The 18,479-nt window shown below is 59.0% G+C and carries 15 protein-coding genes; 3 read left to right on the top strand and 12 right to left on the bottom strand.

Annotated features, from left to right (window positions below; genetic code table 11):
• Positions 1-5: 5 nt before the first annotated feature.
• The 10 genes from BMZ46_RS22220 to BMZ46_RS22175 form a co-directional block, all read right to left on the bottom strand.
• Positions 6-419: an NADH-quinone oxidoreductase subunit A gene (locus BMZ46_RS22220; RefSeq protein ID WP_003223812.1), complete on the bottom strand. Its 414-nt coding sequence runs from the start codon at positions 417-419 to the stop codon at positions 6-8.
• A gap of 548 nt (positions 420-967) precedes the next feature.
• Positions 968-2,293, bottom strand: a complete 1,326-nt coding sequence (gene aceA, locus BMZ46_RS22215) for an isocitrate lyase (protein WP_039767419.1) — start codon at positions 2,291-2,293, stop codon at positions 968-970.
• A gap of 475 nt (positions 2,294-2,768) precedes the next feature.
• Positions 2,769-3,521 (bottom strand): secretin N-terminal domain-containing protein, encoded by a 753-nt coding sequence (locus BMZ46_RS22210; protein WP_039767417.1) that lies wholly within the window; start codon positions 3,519-3,521, stop codon positions 2,769-2,771.
• 245 nt (positions 3,522-3,766) lie between these two features.
• Positions 3,767-4,192: a GNAT family N-acetyltransferase gene (locus tag BMZ46_RS22205; protein WP_007951452.1), complete on the bottom strand. Its 426-nt coding sequence runs from the start codon at positions 4,190-4,192 to the stop codon at positions 3,767-3,769.
• Entirely contained in the window at positions 4,185-5,360 is a 1,176-nt protein-coding gene (locus tag BMZ46_RS22200; protein WP_007951451.1) for a ribosomal protein uL16 3-hydroxylase, read from the bottom strand. Before BMZ46_RS22200 ends, BMZ46_RS22205 begins: the two co-directional genes overlap by 8 nt.
• 86 nt (positions 5,361-5,446) lie before the next feature.
• Positions 5,447-6,817 (bottom strand): adenylosuccinate lyase, encoded by a 1,371-nt coding sequence (gene purB / locus BMZ46_RS22195; protein WP_039767413.1) that lies wholly within the window; start codon positions 6,815-6,817, stop codon positions 5,447-5,449.
• Positions 6,818-6,944: 127 nt separating this feature from the next.
• A complete protein-coding gene (gene hflD / locus BMZ46_RS22190) occupies positions 6,945-7,568 on the bottom strand; it encodes a high frequency lysogenization protein HflD (protein ID WP_074688947.1) in 624 nt (207 codons plus the stop codon).
• Positions 7,565-8,689, bottom strand: a complete 1,125-nt coding sequence (mnmA, locus tag BMZ46_RS22185; protein WP_074688946.1) for a tRNA 2-thiouridine(34) synthase MnmA — start codon at positions 8,687-8,689, stop codon at positions 7,565-7,567. The genes hflD and mnmA overlap by 4 nt, the downstream gene beginning before the upstream one ends.
• 59 nt (positions 8,690-8,748) lie before the next feature.
• Positions 8,749-9,195: an NUDIX hydrolase gene (locus BMZ46_RS22180; protein ID WP_074688944.1), complete on the bottom strand. Its 447-nt coding sequence runs from the start codon at positions 9,193-9,195 to the stop codon at positions 8,749-8,751.
• A 78-nt stretch (positions 9,196-9,273) separates the two neighbouring features.
• Positions 9,274-11,499 (bottom strand): NADP-dependent isocitrate dehydrogenase, encoded by a 2,226-nt coding sequence (locus BMZ46_RS22175; RefSeq protein ID WP_074688942.1) that lies wholly within the window; start codon positions 11,497-11,499, stop codon positions 9,274-9,276.
• Positions 11,500-11,979: 480 nt separating this feature from the next.
• Between BMZ46_RS22175 and icd the strand changes: the two genes are divergently transcribed.
• Positions 11,980-13,236, top strand: coding sequence for an NADP-dependent isocitrate dehydrogenase (icd, locus tag BMZ46_RS22165; protein WP_007951441.1), 1,257 nt, complete (start codon positions 11,980-11,982; stop codon positions 13,234-13,236).
• A 79-nt stretch (positions 13,237-13,315) separates the two neighbouring features.
• Here the strand turns inward: icd and BMZ46_RS22160 are convergent, their stop codons facing one another.
• Positions 13,316-13,597, bottom strand: coding sequence for a cold shock domain-containing protein (locus tag BMZ46_RS22160; RefSeq protein WP_039767406.1), 282 nt, complete (start codon positions 13,595-13,597; stop codon positions 13,316-13,318).
• A gap of 224 nt (positions 13,598-13,821) precedes the next feature.
• Between BMZ46_RS22160 and clpS the strand changes: the two genes are divergently transcribed.
• Both clpS and clpA read left to right on the top strand, forming a co-directional pair.
• Positions 13,822-14,205, top strand: coding sequence for an ATP-dependent Clp protease adapter ClpS (gene clpS, locus BMZ46_RS22155; RefSeq protein WP_011334948.1), 384 nt, complete (start codon positions 13,822-13,824; stop codon positions 14,203-14,205).
• Between the two features lie 30 nt (positions 14,206-14,235).
• Complete coding sequence (gene clpA, locus BMZ46_RS22150; protein WP_007951436.1) at positions 14,236-16,506, top strand: ATP-dependent Clp protease ATP-binding subunit ClpA; 2,271 nt, start codon at positions 14,236-14,238, stop codon at positions 16,504-16,506.
• A gap of 122 nt (positions 16,507-16,628) precedes the next feature.
• Here clpA and BMZ46_RS22145 read toward each other — a convergent pair whose 3' ends face one another.
• Entirely contained in the window at positions 16,629-18,047 is a 1,419-nt protein-coding gene (locus BMZ46_RS22145) for an IS1182-like element ISPfl3 family transposase (RefSeq protein ID WP_074688940.1), read from the bottom strand.
• Positions 18,048-18,479: the final 432 nt, after the last annotated feature.

Below are 18,479 nucleotides of genomic sequence, written 5' to 3'. Positions count from 1 at the left end.
AAGCCTCATTGTTTCAGCTTCGCCTGCCGCTTGCGACGAGCTTCCGGAGCCCAGTCAAGGGCGCCCACTCGGAACAGGTAGACAAGACCTGCCAACAGAATTGCTATGAAAACGAGAGCTTCGACGAATCCGGTCCAGCCGCTTTCGCGGACGGACACAGACCATGCAAAGAGAAAGAGGGCTTCGATATCGAAGATCACGAACAGCATCGCGACCAGATAGAATTTGGCTGAGAGCCGCAAGCGGGCGCCACCGGTAGGTAGCATGCCGGACTCGAACGGTTCGTTTTTGCTGCGGCCCCAGGCTTTTGACCCAAGGAGGCTGGAGACGCCGAGCATGAAGGCGCACAGGCCGACTACACCCAGAAGGAAAATGGCAAAGCCCCAGTTGTGGGCCATGAGTCCTGTCGCTTCGGGCATGCTGGAAATCCTTAACAGAGAGCAAAGGTCTCTGAGCTTGATAAAGAAATAAGGCAGTGACGATATGTCGCAGCAATCAATCGCGCTGATTTTATGGCTAAACACCCTGCAAGTAAAATTCCTATAGCGAAATTATTTATTGGAATAAGGACATAGCGCACCTCGAAGGGCCCGCAGCCCATGCGTTGCGGGCATTAGCCGGAATTTCAAGAATTATGTTTTGTGGGAAATGTAACGAACATAGTTATCGCTAAATGATAATTGATATCGTTTGCAGTGGTTTCGTAACTGTTTAACGGGTCACTAGTTGGGAAGTTGTCTTATATGCGCGTTACTGCAAGTAGCGGCGGCGCCCGTTTTAGCCGATTTTTGCGATGCGGATACCGTTCTGGATCAATGTTTTGCCTGACAGGCTGTGCCAAATCCTGAGGTGCCCGGAAGACCGCAGGCAAAAAAAACGCCCCGAACCAGTCGGGGCGTCAGTTTTTTCGGCAATGCGGTTAGCTTTCTATACGGTCCGCAAAGGCCGTTCGCTCAGGCGAAGTCGATCAGTGGAACTGTTCTTCTTCGGTCGAGCCGGTCAGCGCGGTCACCGAGGACGTGCCGCCCTGGATCACGGTGGTCATGTCGTCGAAGTAGCCAGTGCCCACTTCCTGCTGGTGAGCCACGAAGGTGTAACCCTTGGCGGCGTCAGCGAATTCCTGCTCTTGCAGCTTCACGTAGGCAGTCATGTCGTTGCGGGCGTAGTCGTGCGCCAGGTTGAACATGCTGTGCCACATGTTGTGAATGCCGGCCAGGGTGATGAACTGGTGCTTGTAACCCATGGCGGACAGTTCGCGCTGGAACTTGGCGATGGTCGCGTCGTCCAGGTTTTTCTTCCAGTTGAAGGAAGGCGAGCAGTTGTACGACAGGATCTGGTCCGGGTATTCCTTTTTGATCGCTTCAGCGAAACGACGGGCTTCTTCCAGATCCGGCTTGGCGGTTTCGCACCAGATCAGGTCGGCGTACGGCGCGTAGGCCAGGCCACGGGCGATTGCCTGGTCCAGACCTGCACGAACCTTGTAGAAACCTTCCTGGGTACGGGTGCCAGTCACGAATGGCTGGTCGTACGGATCGCAGTCGGAAGTCAGCAGGTCGGCAGCGTTGGCGTCGGTACGGGCCAGGATGATGGTCGGTACACCGGCAACGTCGGCAGCCAGACGAGCAGCGGTCAGCTTCTGTACGGCTTCCTGGGTTGGCACCAGAACCTTGCCGCCCATGTGGCCGCATTTCTTCACGGAAGCCAGCTGGTCTTCGAAGTGAACGCCGGCGGCGCCTGCCTCGATCATGCTCTTCATCAGCTCGTAGGCGTTCAGTACGCCGCCGAAACCGGCTTCGGCGTCAGCCACGATTGGCGCGAAGTAGTCGATGTAGCCTTCGTCGCCCGGGTTCTTGCCGGCCTTCCACTGGATCTGGTCGGCGCGACGGAACGAGTTGTTGATGCGCTTGACCACGGTTGGAACCGAGTCCACCGGGTACAGCGACTGGTCCGGGTACATCGATTCGGCGGAGTTGTTGTCCGCCGCGACTTGCCAGCCCGACAGGTAGATCGCCTGGATACCGGCTTTAACCTGCTGCACAGCCTGGCCGCCGGTCAGGGCGCCCATGCAGTTGACGAAATCTTTCTCTGGGCGGAAGGACGGCTTGGCACCCTGGGTGACCAGGTTCCACAGCTTCTCGGCGCCCATTTTTGCAAAGGTGTGCTCTGGTTGAACCGAGCCACGCAGACGGACGACGTCAGCAGCGGAGTAATTGCGAGTCACGCCTTTCCAGCGCGGGTTTTCAGCCCAGTCTTTTTCAAGGGCTGCAATTTGCTGTTCGCGTGTCAGTGCCATGGAGATAAACCTCGTCGCGTCTTTATGAAAAGTTGTTCTGCGGTGGAAAATTCCTTGCGCTCGCTGACCAGAAGCTTAGGTGGTCAGGTCGGGTTCGGCGGGGCAGGCGACGGGATGAACGATGAGCTCGAGGGGAAGTGAGCAGGTAAAGGCGAACTGGTGGGCGCATTCGGGCGTCGTGGGCCTTTATACGAACGACAGTGTAAAGCCGGGTTACCTAATTACGCTTCCGTCCCTCGGGACAACTTCGTTCCAGTCGGCAACCTCGTCAAACACGCCTTGTGGGCGGTACAGACACGAAACGGCTCGCGGGGATGGTTGCGAGCAGCGCTTCGAAGGCCCTTGCCAAGCCTCTGATTAGCGGGAGCGAGGCCATCATGCCTTCGCTTTTTTGGCTCGTCAAACGTTTTGTAGTGCTTTTTTTAAAGCACTACATCTTTCGTCTAATACGACTAATCAGTCAGTTTTTGGTGCTTTAGTCCAGCGTGTCGACTTTCACCCGCAACGTCATGTCATCCCGGCCTTGAGTAGAGTAGCTGCGGGCCAGGCTCTGTTTGTCGGCCTGGGTCTGGCGATTCACGCCGGCGAGGGTGATCCATTCGCCCAGGCGTCCGGTGACGGTTGTGTCGGTGCTTTGCACGTTCACTACATCGGGACGTTCCTGGCTCATGCGGTCACGGTTGGTACTGATGGCCAGGTGAACGGTTTCGCCGGTGACGCTGGCGGTGACGTAAAAGCCCTGGGTGACGTTGCGATATTGCGTCTGGCTGCTGTAATCGCCGTAGGAGTTGGTCTGGCTGCTGGTGATCGGCACGCTCTGGCCGACCTGGATCAGTGCCGGTGCACCTTCGCTGGCCTGGATCTGCTGAATGCCGCCGTCACGGCTGGCGGTGCTGCGGCTGATGATCCGGGTCTGCGCGCCGTTGACCGAATAGCCTTCATCGCCACGACCGTTGTTTTCGTTGGTGTCGACCGTGATCAGCAGGCGCTTGGGCGCGGTGTCGAGTTGCGAGAGCAGGTCCTTGAGTTCTTGAATCTTGCCGGGCTCGGCCTTGACGATCAGTTGGTTGCCATAGGCGCTGACCTGGCCGTCCTTGCCGATGAAGTCCTGAGCCACCGGCAGCATGTCGGCACTGGTGTGGTACTTGAGGGGCACGATTTCTGTGGCTGCCATCACCGAAAAACTGCAGCCGAGCAGCAGGGTGGTGAGCAGGGTGCGTAGGGACATGTCCGTTATCTCCGCTTTCGAAAGGCTTGATATTGCCAGTTTGTCGGCCCGGGGTGGGGCAAGTTGAATCGTAGACAGCAAAACGCCCCGGCATCGTGAGATGGCGGGGCGTTTTAGGTGTTGATCGTTCCCACGCTCTGCGTGGGAATGCAGCCAGTGACGCTCTGCGTCACATGCCGCAAGGGACGCGGAGCGTCCCGAGGGGCATCCCCACGCAGAGCGTGGGAACGATCGGTGCCTGGGTCTTAAGCCGAATGACGAACCATGTCGACATGCGGAATCCCGGCTTCGAGGAATTCCTCGCTGACCAGGTTGAAACCCAGGCGCTCATAGAACGCCGTGGCCTGTACCTGGGCGCTGAGCATCTGCTGCTTCAGGCCGCGTGCTTCCGCTTCGGCAATCACCGCTTGCATCAGCGCATCGCCGACCTTCAGGCCGCGCCAGTCCTTCAGTACCGAAACCCGGCCGACATGCCCGTCGGGCAAGAGGCGGGCGGTGCCGATCGGAAAATCGCCTTCGAAAGCCAGAAAATGCACCGCCGTGGCGTCATCGGCGTCCCACTCAAGCTCGGGTGGAACCGATTGTTCGGCAATGAACACCGTTTCGCGAATGCGGCGGATCTCGGCGTTGTCCTTTTGCCAGTCTGCAACACGTACGCGAATCTTATTCATCGTCGGCGAACCCCAGACTGCCCTGTTTGACCAGTTCGCACAGCAGGCCGCGACCGTCTTCGTCGCTCAGCCAGTCACCGAGGTTGTCGGTGTGCAGGGCGTCGGCGGAGCAGATCAGCTTCAGCAGTTCGCGCAGCTTGCCCGGCAGGTAGCGGCTCTGGCCGCTGGCGAACAACAGCAGGTCGTCATCGACGTCCGACCACGCCAGGCGCGCGCTCGGGTTGCGGATCAGGATGGCGCCGTCTTCGAGTGCGCCGAGCAAGTCTTCTTCCTCGACCTCTTCCGGGCCTACCACCAGCTCTGGATAACGCGGCTCGGTCATGTACTGGCCGAACCAGGTCAGCAGCAGGCGCTCATCGCTCATGTGCTCGGCGAGCAGCGCTTTCAGGCGGCCGAGTGCATCGTGCTGGATCTGATGTGGATCATCGCTGACCGGTTTTGCATCGGCGTCGGTGTAGCGCTCTTCGTCAGTCAGGAACTGGCTGAGGAAGTCGGTGAAGTGGGTCAGCACTTCAGCGGCGCTCGGTGCGCGGAAACCGACCGAGTAGGTCATGCAGTCATCGACGGCAACGCCGCAGTGGGCCAGGCGTGGTGGCAGGTAGAGCATGTCGCCCGGTTCGAGCACCCACTCTTCGGTCTCGTGGAATTCGGCGAGGATACGCAGGTCCGCGTGTTGCAGCAGCGGGCTTTCGGAGTCGCACATCTGGCCGATTTTCCAGTTGCGCTTGCCGTGGCCTTGCAGCAGGAACACGTCGTAGTTGTCGAAGTGCGGGCCGACGCTGCCACCCGGGGCGGCGAAGCTGATCATTACGTCGTCGACGCGCCAGCTCGGCAGGAAGCGGAAATTTTCCAGCAGCTCGCTGACTTCCGGCACGAACTGATCGACCGCCTGCACCAGCAGGGTCCACTCACGCTCCGGCAGTTTGCTGAATTCGTCCTCGGCGAACGGGCCGCGACGCAGTTCCCATGGACGCTCGCCGTGCTCGATCACCAGACGCGATTCGACTTCTTCTTCCAGGGCCAGGCCGGCGAGTTCGTCGGCGTCGATCGGGCTTTCGAAATCAGGAATCGCCTGACGGATCAGCAGTGGTTTTTTCTGCCAGTAATCGCGCATGAATTCGCGCGCCGTAAGACCACCCAGAAGTTGAAGAGGAATATCGGGATTCATATGTAACCTATTGAAAAAAAGCATTTTTCAGACGGGAATAAAAACGCCCGGCGCGGCCGGGCGTCTCAAACGGGTCAAGCAGTCGATCAGATGCGTTTGGCTTGCGCTACAGCGTTGCCGATGTAGTTGGCCGGGGTCAGTTGCTTGAGCTCGGCTTTCGCAGCGGCCGGCATGTCCAGGCCATCGATGAAAGTCTGCAGCGCTTCAGGGCTGATACCCTTGCCGCGGGTCAGTTCTTTCAGCTTCTCGTACGGGTTTTCGATGTTGTAGCGGCGCATCACGGTCTGGATCGGCTCGGCCAGGACTTCCCAGCAAGCGTCCAGATCGGCAGCGATCTTGTCAGCGTTCAGCTCGAGCTTGCTGATGCCTTTGAGGCTCGCTTCGTACGCGATCACGCTGTGGGCGAAGCCGACACCGAGGTTGCGCAGAACGGTGGAGTCGGTCAGGTCGCGCTGCCAGCGGGAGATCGGCAGTTTGCTCGCCAGGTGCTGGAACAGTGCGTTGGCGATGCCCAGGTTGCCTTCGGAGTTTTCGAAGTCGATCGGGTTGACCTTGTGCGGCATGGTCGACGAACCGATTTCGCCGGCGATGGTGCGCTGCTTGAAGTAACCCAGGGAGATGTAGCCCCAGATGTCACGGTCAAAGTCGATCAGGATGGTGTTGAAGCGCGCAATGGCGTCGAACAGCTCGGCGATGTAGTCGTGCGGCTCGATCTGCGTGGTGTACGGGTTGAAGCCCAGGCCCAGCTCGTCTTCGATGAAGGCGCGGGCGTTGGCTTCCCAGTCGATCTGCGGGTAGGCCGACAGGTGAGCGTTGTAGTTGCCGACAGCGCCGTTGATCTTGCCCAGCAGCGGAACGGCAGCGACCTGAGCGATCTGACGCTCGAGACGGTAAACCACGTTCGCCAGCTCTTTGCCCAGGGTGGTCGGCGAAGCCGGCTGGCCGTGGGTGCGCGACAGCATCGGCACGTCGGCGAAGCGGATGGCCAGTTCGCGGATGGCGTTGGCGGTCTGGCGCATCAGCGGCAGCATCACGTCGTCACGGCCTTCGCGCAGCATCAGGGCGTGGGACAGGTTGTTGATGTCCTCGCTGGTGCAGGCGAAGTGGATGAATTCGCTGACCTTGGCCAGCTCCGGCAGCTTGGCCGCCTGCTCTTTGAGCAGGTATTCGATCGCTTTGACGTCGTGGTTGGTGGTGCGCTCGATCTCTTTCACGCGCTCGGCGTGCTCCAGCGAGAAGTTCTCGGCCAGTTCATTCAGAACGGCGTTGGCTTCGGCGGAGAAGGCTGGCACTTCCGGGATGCCGGCGTGAGCGGCCAGGCGCTGGAGCCAGCGCACTTCAACCAGAACGCGGGCACGGATCAGACCGTACTCGCTGAAAATTGGGCGCAGGGCCTGGGTTTTGCCGGCGTAGCGGCCGTCAACAGGGGAAACCGCAGTGAGCGAAGAGAGCTGCATGGGGTGTTCTCGGACAGTCGGGCAACGAAATGGGGCGCGTATCATACATGAAAAAATCCGCCGGTCCGTCGCCAACTGACCGGCGTATTACGCGTTACAGACTACAAAGCTTTTATTGCGCGGCGATTTACTCGCTGCGCATCAACGGATACAGCTCTTTGAGCAATTTGCGTCGGCTGACGACAAGCTGCCAGCGATGACCGCCGAGCTGGCGCCACAGGCGTGCCGAACGAATGCCGGCGAGCAGCAGGGCGCGGATCTTCGAGGCGTTGCTCGGCTGCTGCAGATTGCGCATGTCGCCATGCACCTGAATGCGTTGGCGCAGCGTGCTCAAGGTGTCCTGATACAGCGCACCGCAGGCCGCGATCACGTTTTCGTGGGCCGGGCCGAAATGCTCGACCTGCGACTGGATCTGCGGCAGGCGCTTGCCGATCACGTCGAGCAGGTCGTTGCGCTTGGCCAGTTGTCGCTCAAGGCCGAGCATCGACAGCGCGTAGCGCAGCGGTTCGCGCTGCAAGGTGCTCGGGTCTCGTTCGAGGGCGCCGATCAACGCGCGGTAACCCTCGCGCAGGTTGATGTCGTCGCCGCCGTAAACATCCAGGGTGTCTTTCGGGTCGCGAACCAGCAGGCTGCCGAGCATGCAGCTCAGGCCGGCCTCGTTGGTCTGGCCGGTCTTGGCGATGCGGTCGACCAGCACGGCGGCGAGAAACACGCCGCCCAGAGCGGTCAATTGTTCCTGAGTCGGGCTCATGCCTGGCCGCTCCACGGCTCGGCGACTTCGATCACGCCGCCACCGAGGCAGATTTCACCGTCATAGAACACCACTGACTGGCCCGGCGTGACCGCGCGTTGCGGCTCGTCGAACACGGCACGATAGCCGGTTTCGGTTTTCTCAAGGGTGCAGGCCTGATCGCTCTGGCGATAACGGACTTTGGCGGTCAGACGCAACGGCTGGCTCAGATCGATCGGGTTGACCCAATAGATTTCCGAAGCGAGCAGGGCGCTGGAGAACAGCCACGGATGGTTGTTGCCCTGGCCGACGATCAGCTCGTTGGTGTCCAGGTCCTTGCGCAGCACGTACCACGGCTCGTCGCCGGCGTCTTTCAAACCGCCGATGCCCAGGCCCTGACGCTGGCCGATGGTGTGGTACATCAAGCCGTGGTGGCGGCCGATGACTTCGCCTTCGGTGGTCTTGATCTCGCCCGGTTGCGCCGGCAGGTATTGCTTGAGGAAATCGCTGAAGCGACGCTCGCCGATGAAGCAGATCCCGGTGGAATCCTTCTTCTTGGCGGTTGCCAGCTCGTATTTCTCGGCAATTGCGCGGACTTCCGGCTTTTCCAGCTCGCCGACCGGGAACAGGGTCTTGGCGATCTGTTCGCCGCCGACGGCGTGCAGGAAGTAGCTCTGATCCTTGTTCGGATCCAGGCCCTTGAGCAGCTCGGTGCGGCCGTCGATGTCGCGGCGGCGTACGTAGTGACCGGTAGCGATCAGGTCGGCGCCGAGCATCATGGCGTAGTCGAGGAACGCCTTGAACTTGATCTCGCGGTTGCACAGGATGTCCGGGTTCGGCGTGCGGCCGGCCTTGTATTCGGCCAGGAAATGCTCGAACACGTTGTCCCAGTACTCGGCGGCGAAGTTGGCGGTGTGCAGCTTGATACCGATCTTGTCGCACACGGCCTGGGCATCCGCCAGGTCGTCCATGGCGGTGCAGTATTCCGTTCCGTCGTCTTCTTCCCAGTTCTTCATGAACAGGCCTTCCACTTCATAGCCCTGCTCGATCAGCAGGAGAGCGGAAACGGAAGAGTCCACGCCGCCGGACATGCCGACAATGACGCGCTTCTTGGATGTGTCAGAAGGGGCTGGATCACGCATAGGGATTCAATGAGTGTCTTGAAAAAGGACGCGATTCTATCAGGCTCACGGCCTCAAGGCTAAAGGGAAGGGCGGATCAGTTCGAGGCCGAAGCGATTGCCGGCCAGATAATCGTCGATGCAGCGGATGATCAGCTCGCTGCGCCAGTTATCGCGCTGGGCCAATAATTCGTCGCGGGTCAGCCACTTGGCGCCGACGATGCCGTCGTCCAGTTGATAATCCGGGTGGTGTTTCACCGCTTTGGCGCTGAAGCACACGCGCTGGTAAGTCACACCGTTGCTCGGGGCGGTGTACAGATAAATGCCGATTACGGCGGTGGGTCCGACGTCCCAGCCGGTTTCCTCGAGGGTTTCGCGCACGGCGGCTTCGATCAGGGTTTCGTCCGGATCCAGATGGCCGGCAGGCTGATTGAGCACATTACGCCCGGCCTTGTGTTCCTCGACCATCAGGAAACGACCGTTGTCCTCGACGATGGTGGCGACGGTGATGTGGGGGAGCCATTGCATTGATTGAATCTCCTGGGCGAAAGGCAGAAACACAAACCCCGGCGCATGGCCGGGGTTTGTGATGTTCCCTTTACAACCTTATACCAGCGCAGCGATGGCCGCGTTGAGGGTTGCGCTTGGGCGCATGGCCTTGCTGATCAGCTCGGCATTGGCGTGGTAGTAACCGCCGATGTCCACTGGCTTGCCCTGAACGGCGTTGAGCTCGGCGACGATGGTCGCTTCGTTCTCGGTCAGGGTCTTGGCCAGGGTCGCGAACTGCGCTTGCAGTGCAGCGTCTTCAGTCTGGGCGGCCAGGGCTTGTGCCCAGTACATCGCCAGGTAGAAGTGGCTGCCGCGGTTGTCGATGTTGCCGACTTTGCGCGATGGCGACTTGTTGTTGTCGAGGAACTGGCCGGTGGCCTGGTCCAGGGTCTTGGACAGTACCAGCGCTTTCGGGTTGTTGTAGTTCACACCCAGGTGCTCGAGAGAAGCGGCCAGGGCCAGGAATTCACCCAGCGAATCCCAGCGCAGGAAGTTCTCTTCGACCAGTTGCTGCACGTGCTTCGGAGCCGAACCGCCGGCGCCGGTTTCGAACAGGCCACCGCCGTTCATCAGCGGCACGATCGACAGCATCTTGGCGCTGGTGCCCAGTTCCATGATCGGGAACAGGTCGGTCAGGTAGTCGCGCAGTACGTTGCCGGTCACCGAAATGGTGTCCTTGCCTTCGCGGGTGCGCTGCAGGGTGTATTTCATGGCGTCGACCGGCGCCATGATCTGGATGTCCAGACCGGTGGTGTCGTGATCCTTCAGGTAAGCCTGAACCTTCTCGATCACCACGCCGTCGTGGGCGCGCATCGGGTCCAGCCAGAAAATGGCCGGGGTGCTGCTTGCGCGAGCGCGGTTGACGGCCAGTTTGACCCAGTCCTGGATCGGCGCGTCCTTGGTCTGGCACATGCGGAAGATGTCGCCGGCTTCAACAGCCTGTTCCATCAGCAGGGTGCCTTTGCTGTCGGTCACGCGAACCACGCCGTCGGCCTTGATCTGGAAGGTCTTGTCGTGGGAGCCGTATTCTTCAGCCTTTTTGGCCATCAGGCCAACGTTTGGCACGCTGCCCATAGTGGTCGGATCGAAAGCGCCATTGGCTTTGCAATCTTCGATCACGGCCTGGTAGATGGTGGCGTAGCAGCGATCCGGGATCACAGCCTTGGTGTCGTGCAGCTGACCGTCGGTGCCCCACATCTTGCCGGAGTCACGGATCATGGCCGGCATCGAGGCGTCGACGATAACGTCGCTTGGCACGTGCAGGTTGGTGATGCCTTTGTCGGAGTTGACCATCGCCAGCGACGGACGAACGGCGTAGACCGCCTGCACGTCAGCTTCGATCTGGGCTTGCTGTTCGGCCGGCAGGGATTTGATGCGGGCGTACAGGTCGCCGATGCCGTTGTTCAGGTTGAAGCCGATCTCGGCCAGCACGTCGGCGTGCTTGGTCAGGGCGTCCTTGTAGAACTCGGCAACGATCTGGCCGAACATGATCGGGTCGGAGACCTTCATCATGGTGGCTTTCAGGTGAACCGACAGCAGCACGCCTTGTTGCTTGGCGCTGTCGATTTCAGCGGCGATGAACGCGCGCAGGGCCTTTTTGCTCATCACGGAGCAGTCGAGGATCTCGCCCGCCTGAACGGTGGTTTTTTCTTTCAGGACGGTGGTGGTGCCGTCTTGGGCGACCAGCTCGATTTTCACGGTGTCAGCGGCGTCGATCAGGGCCGCTTTTTCGCTGCCGTAGAAATCGCCGGTGCTCATGTGAGCGACGTGGGACTTGGAGTCCTTGGCCCAGGCGCCCATTTTGTGCGGGTGCTTGCGAGCGTAGTTCTTGACCGACAGCGGCGCGCGACGGTCGGAGTTGCCTTCACGCAGGACCGGGTTCACGGCGCTGCCCTTGACCTTGTCGTAACGCGCCTTGGCATCTTTGTCGGCGTCGCTGGTCACGGTTTCCGGGTAGTCCGGCAGGTTGTAGCCCTGGGCTTGCAGTTCTTTGATCGCGGCTTGCAGTTGCGGAACCGAGGCGCTGATGTTCGGCAGCTTGATGATGTTGGCTTCAGGCGTAACGGCCAGGTCGCCCAGTTCGGCGAGGTGGTCGGCTACGGCTTTGTCGCCCAGTTGCTCGGGGAAGCTGGCCAGAATACGCGCTGCAAGAGAGATATCGCGGGTTTCCACGGCGATATCGGCCGAGGCGGTGTAAGCCTCGATGATCGGCAGCAGGGAATAGGTGGCGAGGGCTGGAGCTTCGTCGGTGAAGGTATAGATGATCTTCGAGCGGGTGGGCATATTCGGATTAACTCTCTCTTCTTTGCTAAAGCGTGCGCAGAAACTCGAGGGGCGCCGGGTAAGCGCGTTCGTTCAAAGTCATCCATGAACCGAATGTCGAGAATCTTCGCGGTGATGTTGGGTGCATCAGTAGAGCGTCAAGCAGTCGGACTGCGGTAACAACCCGACCAATCAGGCGGAAGTCTCGTGCTAGAGAGGCCAGCCGTCGTGACCCTGTGGTCAGCGGGCGGCATTATACATAGGTAGCTGGCAATCTGCCGATGGTTCATGTGCAACGATTCTCGTCCATTGGTCTAAAGGTCGCAGGGCGGGGTGGGGCGTAGAGTCGGCGTGAATGCTTGAGATTGGCGCTTTTCCCTTTGCTTTCAGGCTTGTACGAAACGAGATGTGGCCGCGCCCGGAACAGAGGGTTTGCGTGTTGATTCAACTGGGTTACGCTCGAGCCAAGCCAGATGTTCAATCCAAACAATGGAGTTCAGCATGGGTTACAAGAAGATTCAGGTTCCAGCCGTCGGCGACAAAATCACCGTCAACGCAGACCATTCTCTCAATGTCCCCGATAACCCGATCATTCCCTTCATCGAAGGTGACGGCATTGGCGTCGACGTCAGCCCTGTGATGATCAAAGTGGTTGATGCTGCCGTAGAAAAAGCCTACGGGGGCAAGCGCAAGATTTCCTGGATGGAGGTTTATGCTGGCGAAAAAGCAACTCAGGTTTATGACCAGGACACCTGGCTGCCCCAGGAAACCCTGGACGCGGTCAAGGATTACGTGGTTTCCATCAAGGGCCCGCTGACCACTCCGGTCGGTGGCGGCATCCGCTCCCTCAACGTGGCCCTGCGTCAACAACTCGATCTCTATGTCTGCCTGCGCCCTGTGGTGTGGTTCGAAGGCGTGCCGAGTCCGGTGAAAAAGCCCGGCGACGTCGATATGGTGATCTTCCGCGAGAACTCCGAAGACATTTATGCCGGTATCGAATGGAAGGCCGGCTCCCCTGAGGCCACCAAGGTCATCAAGTTCCTGAAAGAAGAAATGGGCGTCACCAAGATCCGTTTCGACCAGGATTGCGGTATCGGCATCAAGCCTGTTTCGAAAGAAGGCACCAAGCGTCTGGTGCGCAAGGCCCTGCAATACGTGGTGGACAATGACCGCAAGTCGCTGACCATCGTGCACAAGGGCAACATCATGAAATTCACCGAAGGTGCCTTCAAGGACTGGGGCTATGAGGTGGCGAAGGAAGAATTCGGCGCCGAGCTGCTCGATGGCGGCCCGTGGATGAAATTCAAGAACCCGAAAACCGGCCGCGAAGTCGTCGTCAAGGACGCCATCGCCGACGCCATGCTCCAGCAGATCCTGCTGCGTCCGGCCGAGTACGATGTGATCGCTACCCTTAACCTCAACGGTGACTACCTGTCCGATGCCCTGGCGGCGGAAGTGGGCGGTATCGGTATCGCGCCGGGTGCCAACCTGTCCGACACCGTGGCCATGTTCGAGGCGACCCACGGTACCGCGCCGAAATATGCCGGCAAGGACCAGGTCAACCCGGGCTCGGTGATCCTGTCGGCGGAGATGATGCTGCGCCACCTGGGCTGGACCGAGGCGGCCGACCTGATCATCAAGGGCACCAATGGCGCCATCAAGGCCAAGACCGTGACCTACGACTTCGAACGTCTGATGGAAGGCGCCACGCTGGTGTCTTCTTCGGGCTTCGGTGAAGCGCTGATCAAGCACATGTAAGAAAGCCAGCTGCAACGAAACCGCCCGGCTCGAGTGATCGAGCCGGGCGGTTTGTTTTCCGGCAGGTGTCCGGGTCGCTTCAGCTGGTCACTGACTGGTGCCGAGCAGCGGCCGAGGCGGCATCTTTTGCGGCTTCGACATTCTGAATTTTTGTGGCGTGCAGGCCTTTGGGCCCTTGCACGATCTCGAATTTGACGATTTGCCCGGCTTTGAGGGTTTTGTATCCGTCCATTTCAATGGCGGAATAGTGGGCAAAGAAATCGATCTCCTTGCCGTCTTCGTCCTTCCCTTCGCGGGCGTCGGTGTTGATGAAACCGAACCCCTTGGCATTGTTGAACCATTTCACCTTGCCGACAGCCATGCTCAAATCCCTCTGCAACAGTCTCCATCGCTGGAGTATCATCCAATTCATCCGCAGTCGAATCCGTTAAAAAGATTGACTCCGCGGATCTTTTTTCCCCACTGTGGGTTCTATTGGTTGTAACACCGTTTTCCCGATAGTCAAGGTGACCGGGCAGTCGGAGTTGAAAACGTGTCAAGCCGCCCCCACCACTGTATTTGCACAACTGACGAACCTTTCTTTCCATGCATGCAATCAGCCAGATTCGACTAACATTCAATCAGGATCGCCCGCTTCTCCAAAAGGATCTTCCACAGGAGCACGACGACGATTCGGCAGGCGTTGCTGTTCAGGAAGCAAAGCCTGCGTTACAGGCGCCGCCGATGTACAAGGTGGTTTTGTTCAATGATGACTACACACCGATGGATTTCGTCGTCGAAGTGCTCGAGGTGTTTTTTAACCTGAATCGCGAGCTGGCGACCAAGGTCATGCTGGCCGTCCATACAGAAGGGCGGGCAGTATGTGGAGTGTTTACCCGCGACATCGCCGAGACAAAGGCCATGCAGGTCAACCAGTACGCCAGGGAAAGCCAGCATCCGCTACTCTGTGAAATCGAGAAGGACGGTTAATCGCCGACCACTTGGGTATGAGGTGAAGCTATGTTAAACCGCGAGCTCGAAGTCACCCTCAATCTTGCCTTCAAGGAGGCACGTTCGAAACGTCATGAGTTCATGACCGTCGAACACCTGCTGCTGGCCCTATTGGACAATGAGGCTGCCGCCACCGTATTGCGTGCCTGCGGCGCAAACCTCGACAAACTCAAGCACGACCTGCAGGAGTTCATTGACTCCACCACGCCACTGATTCCCGTTCACGACGAGGATCGCGAAACCCAGCCAACCCTGGGCTTCCAGCGTGTACTGCAACGTGCTGTCTTTCATGTGCAGAGCTCGGGCAAACGCGAAGTAACCGGCGCCAACGTGCTGGTTGCAATCTTCAGTGAGCAAGAGAGTCAGGCGGTGTTCCTGCTGAAACAGCAGAGCGTTGCACGCATTGATGTCGTCAACTATATCGCTCACGGCATTTCCAAAGTGCCGGGGCATGGCGATCACTCTGAAGGTGAACAAGATATGCAGGACGATGAGGGCGGTGAGTCTTCTTCTTCAGGCAATCCGCTGGACGCTTATGCCAGCAATCTCAACGAACTCGCACGCCAGGGCCGGATCGATCCGCTGGTCGGGCGTGAAACGGAAGTCGAGCGTGTCGCGCAGATTCTGGCGCGTCGTCGCAAGAACAATCCGCTGCTGGTCGGCGAGGCGGGCGTGGGTAAAACCGCGATCGCCGAGGGCCTGGCCAAGCGCATTGTCGACAACCAGGTGCCGGACCTGCTGGCCAACAGCGTCGTTTACTCCCTCGATCTGGGCGCTCTGCTCGCGGGCACCAAGTATCGCGGTGATTTCGAGAAGCGCTTCAAGGCGCTGCTCAACGAACTGAAAAAACGTCCGCAGGCGATCCTGTTCATCGACGAAATCCACACCATCATCGGTGCGGGTGCTGCGTCCGGTGGCGTCATGGATGCCTCGAACCTGCTCAAGCCGCTGCTGTCGTCTGGCGACATTCGCTGCATCGGTTCGACCACGTTCCAGGAATTCCGTGGCATCTTCGAAAAAGACCGCGCCCTGGCGCGTCGCTTCCAGAAGGTCGATGTTGTCGAGCCGTCGGTGGAAGACACCATCGGTATCCTGCGCGGTCTGAAAGGGCGTTTCGAACAGCACCACAACATCGAATACAGCGATGAGTCGCTGCGCGCCGCTGCGGAACTGGCTTCGCGCTACATCAATGATCGGCACATGCCGGACAAGGCTATCGACGTGATCGACGAGGCGGGCGCCTACCAGCGTCTGCAACCGGTCGAGAAGCGCGTGAAACGCATCGAAGTCCCTGAAGTCGAGGACATCGTGGCGAAGATCGCGCGGATTCCGCCGAAGCACGTCACCAGCTCCGACAAGGAACTGCTGCGTAATCTGGAGCGTGACCTGAAGCTGACGGTGTTTGGTCAGGACGCGGCGATCGATTCGCTGTCGACTGCGATCAAATTGTCCCGTGCCGGCCTCAAGTCGCCTGACAAGCCTGTCGGTTCGTTCCTGTTCGCAGGGCCGACCGGTGTCGGTAAAACCGAAGCCGCGCGTCAATTGGCCAAGGCGTTGGGGATCGAACTGGTGCGCTTCGACATGTCCGAGTACATGGAGCGCCACACCGTATCGCGTTTGATCGGTGCACCTCCGGGGTACGTCGGTTTCGACCAGGGCGGTCTGTTGACCGAAGCGATCACCAAGCAACCGCATTGCGTATTGCTGCTCGATGAAATCGAGAAGGCGCATCCGGAAGTCTTCAACCTGCTGCTGCAGGTGATGGATCACGGCACGCTGACCGACAACAACGGGCGCAAGGCGGACTTCCGCAACGTGATCGTGATCATGACCACCAACGCCGGTGCTGAAACAGCGGCACGTGCTTCGATCGGTTTCACCCATCAGGACCACTCGTCCGATGCGATGGAAGTGATCAAGAAGAGCTTCACGCCGGAATTCCGCAACCGTCTGGATACCATCATTCAGTTTGGTCGCCTCAGTCATGAGGTTATCAAGAGCGTGGTGGACAAGTTCCTCACCGAACTTCAGGCGCAGCTGGAAGACAAGCGTGTGCTTCTGGAAGTTACCGATGCGGCGCGCAGCTGGCTGGCGGCCGGTGGTTACGATTCGGCCATGGGCGCTCGTCCGATGGCGCGTCTGATCCAGGACAAGATCAAGCGTCCGCTGGCGGAGGAGATTCTGTTTGGCGAGCTGGCCGAGCATGGCGGTGTGGTTCACATCGACATCAAGGATGGTGAGTTGACGTTTGACTTCGAGACCACTGCAGAAATGGCTTGACGGCTGGCTTGGCTGTAAAGCGAAAAGGCGCCTTCGCAGACTGTGTGAAAACACACTGACAGGCCTTAGACCAAACGCCCCGACTTATTCGGGGCGTTTGTTTTTGTGCTGAAAAAGGCTCTTCAGCCCATCAGTTGCATCATTTTTTTGGCTCCCAGGACACTGATCGCCCGCTTGAAGTTGTACGCGGTCACGGCCAGTGCCATTTCAGCTTTCGTCCCTTCAAGTTGTCGTAGCAAGAACCGCCCGTTCCCAAATAGCCATTGTTTGAGATTGCCAAACGGGTGCTCCACGATGGATCTGCGTCGCTCCATCATCTCTGGATGCAGTTGCATCCGCTGTGCCATACGCTCAAAGGCTTCCTCTTGTGCGTGGCGTGAGACATAGCGGCGCTGAGCCGTTGTACATTGGGCTTTCAGCGCACATCCAGCGCAGTCGCTGACTGCCGCCTGGTAGATCCGGTCGCCTTTGTAACGCTGTTTCAGGGTTAGCCATTGACCTGCCGGGCACTGGTATCGATCCTGTTCAGCGTCATAGGTAAAGTCCTGGCGCTCGAATAATGTCTCTCCGCCTGGGTTCGAAGTTCGATTTGGCGGCACGTACACGGTAATGGAGGCCTCCTCGCACGCCTGGAATTGCTGGCCATTTGAGTAGCCCATATCGGCTGTCACGGTCAGCGTGTCCTGCCCCAGTTCGGCCTTGGCAGCTTTAGCTATGGGTTCAAGCTGTTTGCGGTCGTCACCATCTTGCGTCACCTCATGGTGCAAAATCAGACAGTGCTCTGCGTCCACGGCTGTTTGCACGTTATAGGCAACACGCGCCCCCTTTGGCGTGCGCATCATTCGGGCATCGCTTTCGTGCGTGTTGAATTGCTCCAGGCCCATCGACTTCATCAAAGCTTGGCAACTACGGTTGTCTTGCTGCTTGGCCTCAAGCTTCGCCAGTGCCGCCTTGATCGCAGTGCGATCGACCACTTGCTCGCCCTCTGCTTTATCAGCGGCATCCAGGTCAGCCAAGTATTGGGCAATCCGCTTATCCAGCTTCTCCTCCTGACGCTTGAGCTGATTCAAATTCAGGTGGCGTCGCGAGGAAGCGACTGCCTGAAACTTGCTGCCGTCGATCGCAACCAGATCACCCGCAATCAAGCCGACGGATCGGCAGAACTGCACAAAAGCTCGGCACGTTGTAACGAAAGCTACTTTGTTGTTCTTGCGAAAGTCGGCGATGGTCTTGAAGTCGGGTTTAAGCCGGTTGATCAACCACATCACTTCGATGTTGCGTTGGCACTCAGCTTCTAGGCGCCGCGACGAGCGAATGCGCTGAAAGTAGCCATAGAGATAGAGCTTGAGCTGATCGGCGGGGTCGTAAGCAGGGCGCCCAATGGCCTTGGGCTGAGCTTTCTCAAAACCGAGCTGGCCCAGATCGAGCTTGGCGACATACAGGTCGATGACTCGTACGAGGTGATCTTCAGGGATCAGTTCCTCCAGCGAGACCGGGAACAGGCTGGTCTGGCTACGGGACTCTCCTTGTATGTAGGCCATAACGAAAAATGCTCCGTATCTTTCGATACGGAGCATTTTCTTAAAGGGCCGGACAGATTGCTAGGTTTTCACACAGTCTGTTCGGGCGCCTTTTTTTGTTTTGGGTGTTTCCTCGGGTTTTGTTTGTATATCCGTTGCTGCGGTAACGGCTTCTTAGGGTTCCGCCCTTACGGCGGGTCACTTTTTCCAAACGCCGAAAAAGTAACCAAAAAGGCTTTACCCTGACGTACGGCCCTCGCTGTGGCTCGGGTTCCTTCGCTCCGGGATTGATCCGGGGGCATCGCCTACGGTTTGCTTCGCTGCACCTCCTCTCGATGCATGCGGCTGCGCCGCACGGTCGCTGCGCTCCCACCCCCGGATCAATCCCTCCACTCAGCCTGCCGACGGGCCCTGCGATCAAAAGCGGTACTCGAGCTAACGCTCATCGTGTTG

The organism is Pseudomonas sp. NFIX49, assembly GCF_900115915.1.
GTDB lineage: Bacteria > Pseudomonadota > Gammaproteobacteria > Pseudomonadales > Pseudomonadaceae > Aquipseudomonas > Aquipseudomonas pharyngis.
Note: the sequence above shows the minus strand (reverse complement) of the source record. Positions and strands in the feature narration are given on the sequence as shown.

Excerpts from the sequence above, each read along its gene's own strand:
- BMZ46_RS22220 (WP_003223812.1), bottom strand. The coding sequence starts at position 419 with ATGCCCGAAGCGACAGGACTCATGGCCCACAACTGGGGCTTTGCCATT.
- aceA (WP_039767419.1), bottom strand. The coding sequence starts at position 2,293 with ATGGCACTGACACGCGAACAGCAAATTGCAGCCCTTGAAAAAGACTGG.
- BMZ46_RS22210 (WP_039767417.1), bottom strand. The coding sequence starts at position 3,521 with ATGTCCCTACGCACCCTGCTCACCACCCTGCTGCTCGGCTGCAGTTTT.
- BMZ46_RS22205 (WP_007951452.1), bottom strand. The coding sequence starts at position 4,192 with ATGAATAAGATTCGCGTACGTGTTGCAGACTGGCAAAAGGACAACGCC.
- BMZ46_RS22200 (WP_007951451.1), bottom strand. The coding sequence starts at position 5,360 with ATGAATCCCGATATTCCTCTTCAACTTCTGGGTGGTCTTACGGCGCGC.
- purB (WP_039767413.1), bottom strand. The coding sequence starts at position 6,817 with ATGCAGCTCTCTTCGCTCACTGCGGTTTCCCCTGTTGACGGCCGCTAC.
- hflD (WP_074688947.1), bottom strand. The coding sequence starts at position 7,568 with ATGAGCCCGACTCAGGAACAATTGACCGCTCTGGGCGGCGTGTTTCTC.
- mnmA (WP_074688946.1), bottom strand. The coding sequence starts at position 8,689 with ATGCGTGATCCAGCCCCTTCTGACACATCCAAGAAGCGCGTCATTGTC.
- BMZ46_RS22180 (WP_074688944.1), bottom strand. The coding sequence starts at position 9,195 with ATGCAATGGCTCCCCCACATCACCGTCGCCACCATCGTCGAGGACAAC.
- BMZ46_RS22175 (WP_074688942.1), bottom strand. The coding sequence starts at position 11,499 with ATGCCCACCCGCTCGAAGATCATCTATACCTTCACCGACGAAGCTCCA.
- icd (WP_007951441.1), top strand. The coding sequence starts at position 11,980 with ATGGGTTACAAGAAGATTCAGGTTCCAGCCGTCGGCGACAAAATCACC.
- BMZ46_RS22160 (WP_039767406.1), bottom strand. The coding sequence starts at position 13,597 with ATGGCTGTCGGCAAGGTGAAATGGTTCAACAATGCCAAGGGGTTCGGT.
- clpS (WP_011334948.1), top strand. The coding sequence starts at position 13,822 with ATGCATGCAATCAGCCAGATTCGACTAACATTCAATCAGGATCGCCCG.
- clpA (WP_007951436.1), top strand. The coding sequence starts at position 14,236 with ATGTTAAACCGCGAGCTCGAAGTCACCCTCAATCTTGCCTTCAAGGAG.
- BMZ46_RS22145 (WP_074688940.1), bottom strand. The coding sequence starts at position 18,047 with ATGGCCTACATACAAGGAGAGTCCCGTAGCCAGACCAGCCTGTTCCCG.